Annotated in this window: 9 protein-coding genes and 1 pseudogene; 6 read left to right on the top strand and 4 right to left on the bottom strand. The window is 58.8% G+C overall.

The annotated features are described in order from the left end of the window. Positions 1-12: 12 nt before the first annotated feature. Both H9Q16_RS20010 and H9Q16_RS20005 read right to left on the bottom strand, forming a co-directional pair. On the bottom strand, positions 13-3,447 hold the full coding sequence (locus H9Q16_RS20010; RefSeq protein ID WP_191077255.1) for a glycosyltransferase: 3,435 nt from the start codon (positions 3,445-3,447) through the stop codon (positions 13-15). Between the two features lie 31 nt (positions 3,448-3,478). Next, positions 3,479-3,757 carry a hypothetical protein gene (locus H9Q16_RS20005; protein ID WP_191077254.1) on the bottom strand — a complete coding sequence of 93 codons (279 nt, stop codon included), beginning with the start codon at positions 3,755-3,757 and terminating at the stop codon, positions 3,479-3,481. A 144-nt stretch (positions 3,758-3,901) separates the two neighbouring features. Between H9Q16_RS20005 and H9Q16_RS20940 the strand changes: the two are divergent. After that, positions 3,902-4,836: pseudogene (locus H9Q16_RS20940) on the top strand (NAD-dependent epimerase/dehydratase family protein). A gap of 18 nt (positions 4,837-4,854) precedes the next feature. Here the strand turns inward: H9Q16_RS20940 and H9Q16_RS19995 are convergent. Then, positions 4,855-6,603, bottom strand: a complete 1,749-nt coding sequence (locus tag H9Q16_RS19995; protein WP_191077253.1) for a methyltransferase domain-containing protein — start codon at positions 6,601-6,603, stop codon at positions 4,855-4,857. A 129-nt stretch (positions 6,604-6,732) separates the two neighbouring features. Between H9Q16_RS19995 and H9Q16_RS19990 the strand changes: the two genes are divergently transcribed. From H9Q16_RS19990 to H9Q16_RS19970, 5 genes are all read left to right on the top strand, one after another. Continuing rightward, on the top strand, positions 6,733-10,770 hold the full coding sequence (locus tag H9Q16_RS19990; RefSeq protein ID WP_191077252.1) for a glycosyltransferase: 4,038 nt from the start codon (positions 6,733-6,735) through the stop codon (positions 10,768-10,770). A 129-nt stretch (positions 10,771-10,899) separates the two neighbouring features. Next, positions 10,900-11,694, top strand: a complete 795-nt coding sequence (locus H9Q16_RS19985) for a sulfotransferase family protein (protein ID WP_191077251.1) — start codon at positions 10,900-10,902, stop codon at positions 11,692-11,694. 8 nt (positions 11,695-11,702) lie between these two features. Next, complete coding sequence (locus H9Q16_RS19980) at positions 11,703-13,208, top strand: sulfotransferase family protein (RefSeq protein ID WP_191077250.1); 1,506 nt, start codon at positions 11,703-11,705, stop codon at positions 13,206-13,208. Positions 13,209-13,276: 68 nt separating this feature from the next. Continuing rightward, entirely contained in the window at positions 13,277-13,681 is a 405-nt protein-coding gene (locus tag H9Q16_RS19975) for a hypothetical protein (RefSeq protein ID WP_191077249.1), read from the top strand. Positions 13,682-13,767: 86 nt separating this feature from the next. Further along, on the top strand, positions 13,768-15,306 hold the full coding sequence (locus H9Q16_RS19970; protein WP_191077248.1) for a glycosyltransferase family 2 protein: 1,539 nt from the start codon (positions 13,768-13,770) through the stop codon (positions 15,304-15,306). Between the two features lie 118 nt (positions 15,307-15,424). Here H9Q16_RS19970 and H9Q16_RS19965 read toward each other — a convergent pair whose 3' ends face one another. Beyond that, the gene (locus H9Q16_RS19965) at positions 15,425-16,459 is read right to left on the bottom strand and encodes a phosphatase PAP2 family protein (protein ID WP_191077247.1); all 1,035 of its coding nucleotides are present in this window, start codon (positions 16,457-16,459) and stop codon (positions 15,425-15,427) included. Positions 16,460-16,732 lie beyond the last annotated feature (273 nt).

Below are 16,732 nucleotides of genomic sequence, written 5' to 3'. Positions count from 1 at the left end.
TTTCTGGGACGATCACAGATCGCGCGTAATCCATGAAAGTCGCACCGGGTCGGTCATGAGAACACGCGACAAACGCTGAGACATGCCGCCGCGCAGTGCAGGATCAAGGCCTACCAGCGTCGCAGGACGCGTCTCTGCGGATTCCGGCCAGATCATCAGACCGCCTGGCGCAAGCATTTCGCGCAAATGTGCGGCATCTCGTGGCGTTGGGGATGTTCCGGCGCAGATCAGAGCGAATGCGCCCTGTGCAGGAAGATCGGCCCATGTGGTCATGGTGACGCCGAACATTTGTGCACCAAGCGCTGTGCTGAGGCTGCCGACCACGTCCACCAGCAGGGCGCTGCCGCCCCGGTGCGCACGCCAGTCGTGCGCCAGGATCTGCCACAGCTTGCGGTCCATGCCGGTGCTTTCGCAACTACGACACTGGCCGTGCGGCGAAATGCGATCCCAGCTTTGGCACAGATTGCATCGCGTCACGCCGGCCAGTTGCATGCGGTCGAGCGCGTGCACGCTTTCGAGTGAGAGCGGATGTGCCGCTACGGTGGTGTCATCCAGCACGGCACCCAGGCCCGGGTTGGTCTTGACCGTCAGGGCGGCAATCTCGGGGATGGCGGTCAGCGTGGCCCCCGTGCTTTCCAGATAATAGCTGAATTCGACATCGGTGTAATCCTGGGGCAGGTCGGTCGAGAATGCCTTGCCCGGCCCTGCCGCGTCCCGGCGCAGGATGAACAGGCCGCCCTGGACGTGTCGGAAGGGTCTTTTAGGATTTTTGGCCGCAAAGTCAGAATTACGGAAATCCGCGAAACGGGGCAACTGCGCTAGTTCCTTGCCCAGCGTATGCGGCGGCAGATGGCTCAAATGACCGCCAAGGGCTGCCCTGGGGTGACGGCGCATGTGATTGATCAAGGGGCGTTCCCATCCGTGATGGGCGACGAACCCCTCGCGCGCGCATATATATATGGCGTATTCAGCGTCCGATCCGCCCAGTGCCAGGTTTGTAGCGGGCCCGACAAAACGGTTCTTTGCCAGCAGATGCAATTGCATCTGCGGCACATTGCGCGCCAACGCCCGCAACCTGTCGCGAAACGGCTTGTCAGAGCCATTGTCTATCACCGTCAGCCGATAAGGCGTGGTGGTATGCGCGCGAATGCGCCGGATGATCTCGAGGGTTTCTTCCTGCGTGTCGTTTTCGGGCTGGCTGTAGGTCACCAAGATAATTTCGACCTGGGCCTCGAACCATTGGTCGCAATAGGCCTGCATTGTCCGGTCGACGCCGATGTTGCGGTCCAGAAATGCACAGGCGTTTCGCCGCATTGTGTCGTGCGCATCCTTGCCCAGGGACACCAGCGCGCGCACCTTTGCAGCCAGATCGGACGCGTCTCCGGGCCGGGCGATAAAAGCCTGTTGCCCGTCGTTCAAAAAGTCTGGGATCGCCGAAACGGCAGTAGTGATCACCGCGCGGCGGGCGGCCATGGCTTCCAGTATGATCGTGGGAAAGCCCTCGGTGTCGCCATGGTCGGCCACGATCGAGGGCGAGATGACAAAATCTGCCTCCGAAAGCGCATCGCGCACCGCATCGCGGCCATCGAGGGACCCATGGAAGGTGATATTGGTCGCGCCCAGTTCGACGGCGCGGTCCATCAGCGGGTGCCACAGAGGGCCGTAGCCGTAGAGGTCGAAATGCACGTCTGTGTCGCGCAGCAGGGCTGCGGCCTCAATCAGAACGGCGATGCCCTTTTTGTCGACGAAACGGCCGATAAATACTCCGCGGCGGGGCGTGCCGGGGGAATGTCGGTCCGGGATGGAAAAGAAGGGGGAGAGGTCGACGGCCTGAAAGGCGTAGGCCAGTTTCTCGACCGGGATGCCTTGTTGCTGCAAGTGGCGTCGGTGGTGATCGCCGTGCACGAACCCCTTGAGGCATAACGGGTCCGACATGATCTCATCGATGCGGTTCCGGGCGATGTTGTCGTGTAAAAAGATATCGACGGCGTGGGCGAAAAAAGTGAAGGGCAGTTGCGCCATCTGGCAGGCGGGCCAGCAAAGCCGCGTCAGCGCGGGATAGGCGAAATGGCAATGTACAAGCGTGCGGTCGCGCGCGCGCAAGAGCCGGGCGAGTTCCTCGGGTGTGTCGACCTGATGCTGTGCGATGTTTACAGGCACTTCGGCGGCGCGGTCGGGGGCGATCTTGTAGAACACCTCGACGTCAAAGCCGCGCTGCGTCAGCCATATCAGTTCGGCCATTACGAAACTCTGGCTCAGGGCGGGCCAGTCCCAAAGGACGTAGGCAATGCGCGGGGCCTCGATGCCATGGCGAAATCGGGCGCGCCGATGGCGTGCGGCGATTTTCGCCCGCATCGTGCCGGACATCGCTGTGGTAGGGTCAAGCGTCGTGGCGACGCTGCGGACAGGGAGATGACCGGGTGTGTAAAGGGCGGTGAATCGCAGCAGCATGTCCCACAAGGCACCCTGCCCCAGAGTTTCGTCCGGACCGCCAAGCTGATCTGTGACGGCGCGTCGGTGCATGACTGCGGAAAGGTCAAGTGCCGCAGGGCTGCTCAGCAGCGCCGCGCGGCGCATGGGGTTTGTCCCCAGTGTACTGATCCTGTCCTTGGACTTCTCCTGCCAGGCGGTATGGCCGATCATCAGATCGTCACACTCTGCAAACCAGGCGGCCAGCAGCTTGAGGTGATGTGGCTGCCAGATGCTGTTGCTGTCCAGATAGGCCACAAGATCGCCCCGTGCAGTCAGCAGGCCGGTATTGCACGCGGCTGCCGTCCCGTCCCCCAAGGACGGGATCAGGCGCAATTGACCAGCGATGATTGCATCACCATGGGTGCGTCGGATCTCTGTGAGGTGTTCGATGACGTTATCTGAATAAACCAACAGTACTTCAGCGGCGCGCAAGCTTTGAGACATGACGCTTTCCAGCGCGTCCACACATGCGGCCCTATATGCTGGCAGGATCACCGTCACCGGCAGGTCTGCTGCACCTTCAAGCAGCGTGTCAGCAAGCTCAAGAGTGGGCCGCCAAGGGGCATCCGGCAGCCCGTCTCGTACCAGCGCGGCACGCAGGCGCGACTTGCGTTCGACATCGGCCCAGGGCGCAGGGCCGAGCACGGGATGGTCGGGCAAGCCCAAGGGCGCAGGCAGGCGCGGCCCGTCAGCGCGCGGATTGCGTCCTTCGAAGAGACCGTGGCGCAGAAAATGGATCAGCGGGTTCATCCCTGCTTGCCACACTTCGGGGTTCTCACCAAGGTAATGTGTGCCTGAAAACCATGGAGACGGGTCGCGTCCCATTGCGGCACCAAACCAGAGATAATGTTCCGCAGCGCTCAAACCGCTGCGTGCGGGATCACCGTGTTGCGCCGCGTACCATTCCGCGTCGAAATAGGAAGAGGCCTCGATCAGAGACAAATCACCAAGATCAGGCCGTCCCACCGGGGCCATCGGCTGACCTGGCGCAGTCAGGGGTCGCCCATCAGCGGCCAAAGATCCGGCCCACTGCCCGCACCGGGGCGCTGATACGCCACGAGGTGCTGTGTCTCATCTCCGAAAGCTCTGCCCTGGACAGCGCGCTGGCCGCTTCGGCGTCTGCCAGGTTGCATTTCAATGTTGCAACGTGTCGGCGAAGGGCCTCGATCTCGTCTTCCTTGAGCACGAGGGCGTGGGTCAGCCGCGCGATTTCACGGAACCGCTGCTCCAGTTGCGCGGAATCAGCGGCGCTGCCACTCGTCATCTGGCTGTTGGACTGGGTCATCGGGTACGATCACATCTTTGCGGGCGGACGAGGGATAACAAGCCTTTGTCGCGCGGTCCAGAGAGCGCGCCCCGCCATTTGCCTTTTGCGGTTCTGCCGCTGGCATTGTAGAGCAAAGCCAGTTCACCTGCTTGAGGACACATCATGAAAGTGCTGCTGATCGGCGGTTGCGGCTTCATCGGATTCCATGTGGCGGATAGCCTGCTGCGCGCCGGTGCCAGCCTGAGAGTGTACGATCGCCGCGCCGAAGCCTTTCGCGCGCCCCTGCCATAGGTTGACTACAGGACCTTCGAAATGGCCGATACCGCGCAGCTTTTCGAGGCGATCAGCGGCATGGATGCGGTGATCCATCTGGCAAGCGCGACCGTGCCGTCCACCTCGAATGTCGATCCCGTTGCCGACATAAAGGGCAACCTGATCGCCACGGTGCGTCTGCTTGAAATGATGCGCGCTGCTGAGGTGCGCCGGTTCGTCTATCTTAGTTCTGTTGGAACGGTTTACGGTATCCCGCAGACCGATCCGGTGACCGAAAACCACCCGGTCGCCCCGATCAGTTCCTATGGCATCGTCAAGGCGGCCATCGAGAACTATCTGCACATGGAGCATCATCTGCATGGGTTTGAGCCACGGTTCTGCGGCCTTCGAATGACTACGGTCCGCGACAGGGTCACGACGGGATTCAAGGGATTATCGTCACCCACCTGTGGCGCACCGTCGAGGGCGAGGACGTTGAAATCTGGGGGGATGGCAACGTGGTGCGCGATTTCATCTATGTCGAAGATCTGGCGGACCTCTGCGTCAGGACCCTGACCCGGCCCAGGGCAGGGGTCTACAACGCCGGATCGGGCGTTGGCGTCTCGATAAACGATATTGTGGGCACGATCCGCCGCGTGGTCGATCAGGACGGGGTGCCCTACATGCCGACCTACACACCCGGGCGCGCCTGTGACGTGCCGCGCGTGGTGCTGGACACCACCCGCGCGCGAGAGGCGTTTGACTGGGAACCGCGGAAACCCTTGCCCGCCGGCATCCGCGCGACCTGGGACTGGGTGAAAGACGCAGCGTCGCCCCGCGGCTAAGGTGCTTGCCGGGCGGCCCTACTCTGGCCGCTGGATCCCGAACACGTCCTGATGCAGGACCCAACCTGCGGCTTCGAAGTGAATGACCTTCATGCCTACTTTTTCGATCAGTTCGGTCATCTTGGCCTCATTGGCCAATGAGATGCCGTAGCTTTCGTGACCGTCATAAGGGGCAAAGCCATAGTCGGTTTCGTCATAGCTATCGATCAGTCTGGCGATGTTCTTTTCGGACAGGCTGTAATTGCGTTCACGGGTGCGCAGACGACCTTCGACAAGGTCGCCGTGCGTTGTGATCACAGCCATCCCGCCAGGCAGCAGATGGTCACGCAGATAGCGCAGTACACGCAGCGCTTCGGCTTCGTTCAAATGGGTGAACAACGATCCGACCCATATCAGATCAAACGGCGCATCAAGCGGTTCGGTCAACGCGGTGTCCAGAACCCGCGTATCGGCGCTCAGGATGCGCTGTGCCGAAGCGACAGCTCTGGCATCGACATCGACACCAATGACCTTGGATTGCGGAAATGCCGCCAAAAGCCAACGCAGGACGCGCCCATAACCGCAGGCATAGTCCAACACGCGGGTGATGGATTCGGGGGTTCTTCCGGCAACCTGTAGCGTCTTTTTCATCGCGACCATCGCGCTTCGGCCGGTCACGAAATAATAATCGATCATGCCCTTCGACATGCCATCCTTGTCGTCAATGGTCTTGATCACGTCGAGCGCATTGAGGTTCATGTGATTTGGTCCCTTGTTTGTAGGTTCAGGCAGCTCTGGCGCAGGAATGACCTGAGGCACGGCATCGGATTGCGGCGCGTGCGTCAGGCTGCCCGGTGCGACGAATTTCTGCCAGAGCGCGGGAAATAGCGGATCCGGTTCGATAGCGCGCCCCAGAACCAGCGGATAGGCAAGAAAATGCGGGCGCTCGTCGTCGGGAAGCACATCCGAAAGATACCGCTCTGCGACGCCGCAAAAGATATGGTCAGGTTGAAAGGCGTCGACCATTTCATAGTGAAAAAAGCGGGTTCGGCAGAAGATAACCCGACGGTAGAAAAAGCACAGATGGTGCAAAAGCTGGCGGAAAAACGAATCACCAAAGATCAGCAGCGTCTTGTCCGTCAGGGCGTCTGGCGATTCCAGCAGGATCAGAATCCCGTTGTTGCCTCCCTTCATCCCGTTGGAGCCGATCCTCTTGCGCATGACAGCGCCTCTGAGCCGCTCGCGCGGCTCGGTTACGGGCGGCGTGAACTTGCGCCCCAGATCGCCAGAGAAATCTTCCTGCATTTCAATCTGCGAATAGGTGCGTGCGGCGAACTCATCCTGCAGGTCGGGAAAGATGTCTTTGGTGATCGCCTGCGTGACGGCCAGATCCCCCCGGATACCATAGTGGGTATCGGTTTTGCTGAAGACGTCGGTGCGCTGGTCAAGGGTGGCAATCGGATAATGCAGGATATCCGCCCCCGCCGTTCCCGCGAGAGCGTCCTGGTAGTACCGTTCGTAAAGAGAGGTGAATTGCCCCTCGGCAGTGATTTTGTCACGCAAGGCGACGCATTTTTCGGGAAACACCACCATGCGGAACAGCCGGCCAGTGTCATCGCAATGGGCTTTCCGGGCCTTGAGGTTATCAGCCAGATGTCGCGGGGCGTCTTCCGGTGGATTGGTCTGTCCGGTGAAATAGGAGAACACGCCGTGCGCACCGCCTTGGAGGAACAGATAGCCGTCTTTGCCCTCATGGACCGCAGCATCTTGACCGCTTTGCTGGTTCATCTCGCCTGTTCCGGATCGGGGTTTCGCTTTCAGGCACAGTTACGTGAGCATGCAGTGCTGTTCAAGAAGGCTTATTTTTGCCGATACCCCTATGGTTGTGCAGTTTTGCTTGCTTTTTGATCACACCAAATGGTTGAATCGGCGGTGTTCGGTACAGAACACCATCTTTTCGAAGGGCTGCATGGACGGCGGCGTGGCAATCGCCTAAATCATGGGCGACCACCGGCGCTGAGTTACCCCAAAATGACGCTGGATCTGCCATTGAGGCTGCGTGACATGAATGACATGAGCAACCCGTTGTCTGACAAAGCGCTTGTCGAGGCCTCCGGTCTTTTTGATGCAAAGTGGTATGTTCAGCAATACCCGGACGTGGGCATGCTTGGCATGGACCCGCTGGACCATTTTCTTTGGTTGGGCGGCAGGCTGTTGCGCAGCCCCGGGCCGCAGTTCGATGCCGAAGGGTACCTGCGTATCCACACCGATTTGCACCGCGACAGCTGCAACCCGGTGCTGCACTACCTCAAGTACGGCAAGGCCGAGGGCCGAAAGGTGGTCGGGCTAAGCGCGCCCACGTCTTCAGTAGATGAAGAAATGGCGCGCGCCGGCCTCAAACGGGTTGCGGGCGATACGCCACACCAGCCCGGCAGGCCAACTGTCATGCTGTGCGGTCACGTTGCCGGTCACGCGCTTTTTGGCGGCGAGCGCAGTTTTATCGACATGCTCGAGGGGCTGACCGCACTGGATTACAATGTGATCGTAACGGTGCCGGGGCACGGCAACCCCGCGTATTTCGAGACGCTGCGCCGCAAATCCGTTGCGACCTACGTGTTCCGCTATGGGTGGTGGCGCCAGGGGGATCCGATCAGCGATCAGACAGTTGCGGATTTCGCCCAGATCATTCAGCGCGAAGCGGTCGGCATTGTGCATTCCAACACCATCGTGCTGCGCGAACCGGTCCTTGCTGCGCGCCGGATGGGCGCGAAAAGTGTCATCCACGTTCGCGAACTGATCCGGCACGACGACGCGCTGCTTAACATGATTGGCGAAAGTGCAGAGGACATCGTCGATTGGATCTGGGACAACGCGGACCACGTGATTGCCAATTCGCAGGCGACATTACAGGACTTTACCGGTCCTGGGCGGACGCCGTCGCTGGTTTACAATACCGCTGACTTTGACGAACTGCGACAACTGGAAGCCCCGGCCCCGAGCGGTGTCCTTCGCGTCGGGCTGATCAGTTCCAACCTGCCAAAGAAGGGCATCGAGGATTTTGCCCGCATTGCCTTGGAGGTCTCCGAAACCCACCACAATGTGCATTTCCTGCTGATCGGTCCGACCACCGAACACACAGATGCCCTGATGGCGCGAGTCGAATCTGGCACCCTGCCGCGCACGCTGATCATGTCGGGCTATCGTGACACCCCTGCCCTCGCGGTCGCGGAAACCGATGTCATTCTCAGCCTGTCGAACTTTCAGGAAAGCTTTGGCCGCACGGTGCTAGAGGGCATGGCCGCGGGCCGTCCCACAATCGTCTATGACTATGGCGCACCGCCCGAATTTGTGGATGAGGGCAAAACAGGCTTCATCGTACCGCTTGGCGATACGGCTGCGGTGGCAGCCCATGTCCGGCGCCTCGCGGATAACCGGGCACTGTTGCGTCGTATCGGCGAGACCGCCAAGGCCGATATGGCGCGCCGCTTTGGCCCCAAGACTTATGCGCGTCAGATGCGGACGGCCTATGAAACGTTGACTGTCCCGGATGCGCAGCCGCAAAAGCTAACTTTGGCCGCCCGCTCTGACATGGCCCCCATGGCGCGCGAAAACCTCAAGTTGGCCTATTTCTGCTGGCACTTCCCTGTACCCTCGGAAACCTTCGTGTTGAACGAACTGCGAATCCTGCGCAATGCCGGCATTGATGTGCGGGTGTTCTGCCGTCAGTCCCCCTATCCCGACTTTGCCCCGGATTTCGACATCGAGTGGGAGCGCGTGCGCGACCCTTCTCACTTGGCCCAGCGGTTGCAAGAGACAGGCTGCACGATGGTGCATGCACATTTTGTGTACCCAACGGTCACCGATATGGTCTGGCCGGCCTGTGAAGAGGCCGAGATCCCCTTCACTTGTATCGCCCACGCACAGGACATCTTTCGCTACAAAAACGCATCCATGAATCGGATCGATGAATTCTCACGGTCGGAACTGTGCGAAAAGGTCGTCACCCTGTCGCAGTTTCATTTCGATTTTCTGGTTGAACACGGCGTGCCTGAAGACAAGATCCTGATCAATTCGAACTGTGTCGATCCTGATCTCTTTGTCGATGGCAAGGTGCCGGACCGAGCTGCGCGCAAACGGCGCAGTGTTTGTGCTGTTTCCCGTTTTGCAGAGAAAAAGGGCCTTGATCAGTTGATCCGCGCTGGAAAGCTGCTGGATGGTCTTGATATCGACATCAATATCTACGGCTATGGCGAATGTGAGGAAGAATATCGCACGCTGATTGCTGATCTTGCGCTGGATAACGTGCATCTGCATGGGCCAGTCAAGGGCCGCGAGGCTCTGATGGCGGTGTTTCGTGACAGTGATCTTTTTGCCTGCCCCAGTGTGCGGGCATCAGACGGCGATATGGACGGCATCCCGACCACTCTGATGGAGGCAATAGCGGCCGGGCTTCCTGTGCTGACAACCGACATTGCGGGTATTCCGGATCTTGTAACGGACGGCATTACCGGGCTGGTCAGCGATGCCACGCCGCATGCCATCGCGGCGCGCATCCGGGCGTTTTACGATTGGCCCGATGACAGGATTGTCGCGCTGATGCAAAGCGCTGAGGCACGTTTGCGGCGCAATCATCACGGGCCAACGCTTGTGGACAACCTCTTGCGGGTCTGGACGCGCGAACGTGTAGATCTGTTGATTGTGAGTTGGAACAATCTGCCAGAGATCACCGAAGTCACCCGGCGGCTTTACAAATACACCTCTCTGCCGTTCCACCTTGTGATCTGTGACAATGGGAGCGACCCTGAAACGCTGGTCTTTCTGCTGCGCCTGCAGGCCACGCATGACAATATCACGCTGGTTTTGAACCGCGACAATGCGATGGTCGGGCCGGGCACGAACATTTGCCTTGAAAATGGCGCGGCTCCCTATGCGATCTATGTCTGCGGCAAAGAGGGCATGACAGTCCGCCATGGGTGGGAAAAGCCCTTTGTCAGCTACATGAACGCGAACCCCGAGGTCGGGCTGGCGGGCACGTTGTGCTATTCACCCAGTTATCTTTACGGACGCGATTATCCGGTTGCGCAGCCGCTTTTTGACAAGTTCCGTAACAGAGACTTTGCTCACTCCAACCCGGACCGCCTGTTTGCGCATGTGCAGGGCGGGTTCTTTGTGATGCGCCGCGCCATGATCGATCAGATCGGGGGTTTCTCGGACGCGGTACCGCACAATGCGACGGATGTGGAATTCTCTTATTACGTTGAAAGCGAAGGCTGGACGTTGGGCGAAGTGCCGGGGGTCATCGCGCTTTACAACAAAACACGTCCGGGGCTGTTCCACCGGATCGACGAAACCATGGGCGCCCTGCATCCTCCCCGACTGGAAGACCTCGCACGGCTTGACGCTATTGCAGCGGGACAGGTGCATCACTGTACCGCTTGTTCGGAATCCTCAACTCAATTTGAAGATCCGGACGCACAGGCATGTTGTCCGCATTGCGGTGCCACACGCCGGGGTCGTAGCCTTCACAGGGCGCTTTCGGAATCGATGCTGTTGTACCGTCGGTTGCTGGGCCTGGGGGTCAATGTGCCCGCCGCGCTGGAAGACTTCTGGGCGCATCAATTTCAGGGCCGCATTCACCCAGCTGAGACGCTCTTGGCGGATTTGCGCAGTAAGGGACGGACCGACCTTGCTGATGGACGGCTTGATGTTGTCTTGCTGAACGACGCGTTGGGCGCTGACCCTCGTGATGACGCCTTGTTGATCAAGGAAGCTGTGCGTTTGATCGGGTCAGACGGGACATTGATCCTCGCAGGGGAAGGGGACCAGACGGCGTCGCTTGCCGCATTTGAACAACTGGGGCTGACACATCAGCACGCCAAAATCTATGCCAGCAAAGTCAGCCTTTACGACTGGCACCCAGTGCATTTCCTCACGCCGACCAACAAGCGGCGTTGACCCCCGCCCCTGCGACAATCGCGCCGCAGACCTTTGCTCATCTTGGACAGACCCCGGGCAAGCATTTGACTTTGCCCACCGGTGGGACGACAAGGGCCGCCGAAACGATCGGGCAAGGGAACGCTGCGTATGAAAATGCCAAACCTGTTCATATTGGGCGCTCAAAAGGCGGGAACCACATATCTGGCGCAGGTATTGTCGACCCATCCGGATATTTTTTTTTCGGTGCCCAAAGAGACGATGTTCTTTTCGCGCAAGCTGGATCGGTCGCAGGAAGACTTTGAAGCCTATTGCAAACAATTCTTTGACCCTGCCGGTGACGAAATCTGGCGCGGTGAAGGGTCGACGACCTATCTTCAATGGCCTGATGCGCTGGGGCGGATGCGCCAGTTTCTCAAGGGGCGACCTAAGTTCATTGTCTGCCTGCGCCAACCGACCGCCAAAGCGATTTCATTCTACATCCACAACTGGCGGCGCGACCGCTACGCCGCTGAACTTGATTTGCAAGCGGTGGTCGACATGGGCGTGGAACTATCGCCTTTCAGAACCAGCCTTTACGCCGACGCATTGGAGCGCTGGCTGGATGCCTTTCCCGCAGAGGACTTTCTGTTTCTCAAATTCGACGATCTTGTAGAAAACCCCCACGAATTTGTCTCAAAGGCTACCCGTTTTCTTGGGTTGCCCGAGGTTAAGAATGTGTCGAAAGCGGCTGTCAATGCCGGCCTGCCTCTGATCTGGGAAGGGGGGGCACTCACAATCCGCGACAGTGCCGCCGGCGGCAAAGATCGTCCGCGCTTTGAACCTGAAATGTTGCAGTCCTTGCATGACCTATTTGTTCCCGATCTGGAACGTACTGCCGCCTTGACCGGGCTTGACCTTTCCGCTTGGCATGTAATGCCAGCGCTCGCGCCAGTCAGTACTTGAGCCGCCCGATGACGAAAGCACCGAAACCCTCTTCGAAACCGACGCCTGGCACCGGAAAGAAGAACAAGGCACGGCGGACAGCCCTTGTGGTTCTGGGCATGCACCGTTCCGGCACGTCGGCGCTTGCGGGTGTGCTGAACCTGATGGGCTGTGACATGCCGTCCACCCAGATGGCCCCGACCGATGCAAACAAAAAGGGATATTTCGAATCCGCCCCAATCTACGCGATGCATACAAAGCTGTTGAACTCTGCTGGATCGCGTTGGGACGATTGGCTTGCCATCAACGACGGATGGTACAAAAGCATTCGTGCGGATGAGTATCACGAGCAGGCCGTAGATCTGTTGCAATCAGAATTCGGCAAATCGCGCCTTTTTGCCTTGAAAGACCCGCGCATCTGTCGCCTTGTCCCTTTTTGGGACGAGGTGCTCGCTGACTGTGATGTTGTACCATGCTATGTGCTGACCCATCGCAACCCGGTGGAGGTCGCGCGGTCTCTCTCGTCACGTGACGGGATGGACCAAGACATCGCCATGTTGATCTGGTTGCGCCACGTACTTGATGCCGAAGCCGATACTCGGGGGAAGACCCGCGTTTTTGTAAGCTACGATAATCTGATGGAAAACTGGGGCGCGACGGTCAAACGATTGCAGGACAACCTTGATCTGACGTTGCCACGCTTTGCCCCAGGAACCGCCTCAGAAGTTGACGACTTTCTCGATATAGGTCTGCGCCATCAAGCACAGCCTGCACAAAAGGCTTTGGATAACCCGATGTTCTCGAAGTGGGTGCGCGATGCATTCGCCGTTTTGGAACGCTGGGCCAATGGGCGAGAGGCGCCCGCCGATTACGCCACGCTGGATGGATTGCGCGGCGCGCTGGACAACGCCGCATCTACGTTTGGGCCCGTAATTGCGGCTGCGGTAGCGCGCAAGGCAGAAGACGTTGCGTCGGCGGAGGAAATCGAACTTCTGCGTAGCCAGAACGAGGAGCTGCAGGCCTCTCTGGCTCAGACCAAATCCGAACAGCAGCAAAGTGAAGAAGCCGCTGAAGAAGTTCGCGTTGCCGAAACGAAGATCAGGGAAGAACTGGACCAGGTCAAAAGCGCACTTGAACAACGCAGTCACGAGGCCGAACAGACCCACCGTGAACTGGGCGTGCTGAAAGCGGAAAAAACGGACCATGACCGCCGCCTTGTCGAGATGAAAAGCGATCTGGCGCTCAGCAGAAAGGAGCTTGAGCAGGAAACCCAACAGGTCGATACGCTCAAGCGGCGGCTTGTGGACGAGACGACGAAGGTTGCGGCGCTGGATAGCAAGCTATCTACCCAATACCGAGAAATGGCCGACCTCAGCCGTATCCTGCGCGATGAGGAAGAGAAAAATCAGGCGCAAATCGCAACGCTGACACATCGAAGCGAATTCGCGGAATCGGCCTATGACATGGTTACCAAAAGTACATCCTGGCGCCTGACCCGACCGTTGCGCTGGCTGGTGCGACTAGTGCGACGCTGACCGGCCCCTTTGACACTGCGGCGTGAATGGGTCAAACCCCTAGGATTGCCCAATAAAGAGTCGTTCTCATGGCCATCAAGCTGGGTCACCGCCCTGTAAAATACGTGCCCTTTATCGCCCAAACCTCGGACGAACCTTTTTCTGCGCAGGACGTCAATCGACTCCTGTCCGAGGCTGAACAGGCATACGAAAGCTATATGCGGAGGTTGGAAGCTGACAATCTCGAGATCCGCGCCCGCTGTGACAGCCAGATTGTTGAGCTGCGCGAGATCACCGGAATCTGCGCGGACAGACAGGCTGCATCTCAGGCTGTGATTGAAAGCCAGAGTAGCCGTATCGCGACGCTTGGCGGGGAAACGGCGGAACTGACCGCACAGTTGGAAGGCCTTCGCGCCAGTATTTCCTGGCGGTTAACACGTCCGCTTCGCGTACTGTCGCGGCTTTTGCGTCGGCGCGGTGATGACCAAATGTAGATAGTCGAAACTGCTCTGGCCTGTACTCAGTGAGCGCGGGAACGGGACCCCGCACCCGCCCGAGCGTTTCATCAAGGAATTGCTTCATGACCCGCGACCCTGTCGAGATCATTTCCCAATCCCAGTTTTTTGATGCGGAATGGTATTGCGCCGCCTACCCGGACGTTGTGGGTTTCCGGGATGGACCGGTTGAGCATTACCTGCATTTTGGGGGGCAACTGGGCCGCGATCCGGGGCCTGCATTTAGCGCCGACGCCTATCTCGCGCGTGATCCCGAGATTGCGGCGGCGGGGCACAATCCGCTTTGGCACTACGAGTGTTTTGGTCGTGCCGAATATCGCACGGCGGAGCCTGCGAAGGGCTTTGCTCCCGGCTTCCATTGGGGTCTTCAGGCTTCCGAAATCATGACGCTGACGCCTCCGCTACCCGATCCGGAGACTGCACGTGCAGCGCTGACAGAAACTTTTTCACGCCAGCAAGAAACCCGGCCGCATCGGTTCATGACCGAGTTTGATATAGACCAGATTGCGCCCTTTGTGGCCCAGCTCATGGCGCAGCGCGATGCGGTGCTGGCCGTGCGCGGCACCAAAGCCAGCGTTATCATGCCGACGCGAAACCGGGGCCATATTATGTTGAACGCGGTGCGATCCGTATTGAACCAATCGCACCGAAACCTTGAGCTGATCATCGTGGATGACGGCAGTACGGACGGCACGCAAGATATGCTGAGCGAGGTCACGGATGACACACGCCTGCGGGTGATCGCGGGCAATAACGGCGGCGTGTCAGGTGCGCGGAACTGCGGCCTCGACGCGGCGACCGGAGATGTTATTTCTTATCTCGACACTGACAATGTCTGGACCCCCGATTACCTGCGCCTGATGATGGTCGCGCTGGAGGTGTCCGGGGCCGATTGTGCCTATGCCGCAGCGCTGCTGCGCCAGACGGACGGCAGCGTGCATGGGTATCGCGGTGAGCCGTTCAATTGGGATCATTGCCTGACCGCAAACTATGTGGACCTCAACGTGTTTTGCCACAAACGGTCACTGTATGAGGCCGAAGGCGGGTTTGATCCGGTACTACGACGTATGGTGGACTGGGATTTGGTGCTGCGCTTTGGTCGCAAGCATCGTCCGGTCTATTGCCCGTTCTTTGGGTGTGTCTACAGCGACAATCCGGACGACAACAGTCGGGTGTCGACGTCGCAGCCCTATCTATACCACGAGGTTGTCGCCCTCAAAAACGCGCAGGGTCACGCCAGTGCTGCGGAAACGATCGCGGCGCTCAATTTCCGCGTCGCGTTAAAGATGGGCGCTTCCCTTACTCCACAAGCCAAGGCGCTCGCTGATGCGCTGGCTGATCTGGGTCATGACGTCAGGCTTGATACCCCCGACAGCTGGAACACGCGGCACGTGCATCAGGATGATGTCGTGATTGTGCTTGAAGAAGCCGAGGCATTTGTTCCGCATCCCGAACAAATCACCTTTGCCGTCGGGCTTAGCGGCGAAGATTTCCATGCCACGTACCCTGTCCCGAAAACCGCCGCGCGGCGATTGGCGGCGCAGATGACAGCTGATGTCCGTCAGGGGATGACGACCGGAGTATACGGCAAATCACAGTCATGATGGACACCGACGCTGCGATTGCTGCGCCTGTCCTAGCATGACCCTTAGACGCTGCATCACTGTCTGAAATGGCATTCCAAGGAGGGTGCTATCGGTACCCGTCGATTTGGTCCGCTCATCAGGACGAAAGCGACTTGGCCCTGTTCCTGAACGCCCTGTCTGCGAGGGTCTTGGCAAGCCACCAGCATGGAAATGCAAGAACAACGCCCGCGATGCTGTCCACAGCATAGTGCCAGCCAAGCACGATCGATCCGATGAAGATCATCATCGCATACACAATGGCGCAATATCGAGCGAACGGGTTTTTCCAGACCAGAAAGACCCAGAGCCATGCGTGCAGATTGTGCAGACTTGGCATTGCCGAAATGCCGGAAATGTTTCCCTGGCTGAATGCGTGGCTTGCCCATAGCATCCGTTGCCCATCCAGCGCCCATATCATTCCGGTTCGCGCGTCTGCGGCCTCCAAATGGGTAAACAGAGGGCTATAGGCCGCGCTGCCAAGAACCTCGTCGAAGTAACAGGGCCCGGCGGACGACAGGAGCACAGCGAGCAGGTTACCTGCTATCGCGAATGCGATCAGATTGGCAAAGAGATACTGCAGGCGCATCCTGTGATTGGCGCTGAGCACCACCCAGACAATGGATGCGATGACGCACAAAAGCCAAAATTGGTAGGCGATGCTCAGAACAGATAATGCCAGGTCGCTGCCAAACAACGGCAGCAGAATAGCATATGGATCGTGGCCAAAGAACAGGAAGCGATCCAGTTTGAAGAAGAACGCGTCGTAGGAGAAGGGCGCAAATTGAGGCAGCGTAGACTTGACCGCGCCAAAGATCGAAATCATCGCAATGAAGGCTGAAAATCCAATCACCGCGTGAACCGCGCGATGCTCAGTGCTCGCCCAAGCGCGAAATTGCGTCAGCAGCGCCAGGGTTGGGTGGGGGTGTTTTTCGCGAAAGAGCTTTCCCAGGTGAAAAACTGCGGCGCCCAGCAGAAGGATAAGGGAGGACTGCAAAGAGTAACTGACATACGTCCAGCTGGTATCAAGACGCGCCTGGACATCGTAGGCAAAAACCGCAATCGCGACCAGGCATGCATAGGCGAAGATCAAAATCGCAAGAAGGCGGTAAGCATGTAAGGCGCGATCGGGCATATCCGCGCAGTTAAGGCACTCGACTCAATGGTGTAAAGAAGATTGGCCACTTGGCATCCGAACACGGATGGACGCCGCAATCTGGTATCGGTTTGTCCTCTTGATTCACCTCCCCTGAAGTGGTCCTCCGCTATGTTTGGAAAACGGAGGAATCACATGGCACACAAGAGGTCAAAGTCGGAAGAGAGTCATCACAAAGTTGCGGGAGGCAGACGTTTTGATGGCGCAAAGCCTGCCGCGTCTGGATGGGGTCCGACAGACATGCTGCTCAGA

The organism is Sulfitobacter aestuariivivens (assembly GCF_014763045.1).
GTDB lineage: Bacteria > Pseudomonadota > Alphaproteobacteria > Rhodobacterales > Rhodobacteraceae > Sulfitobacter > Sulfitobacter aestuariivivens.
This window is presented reverse-complemented; position numbering and strand designations above follow the sequence as displayed.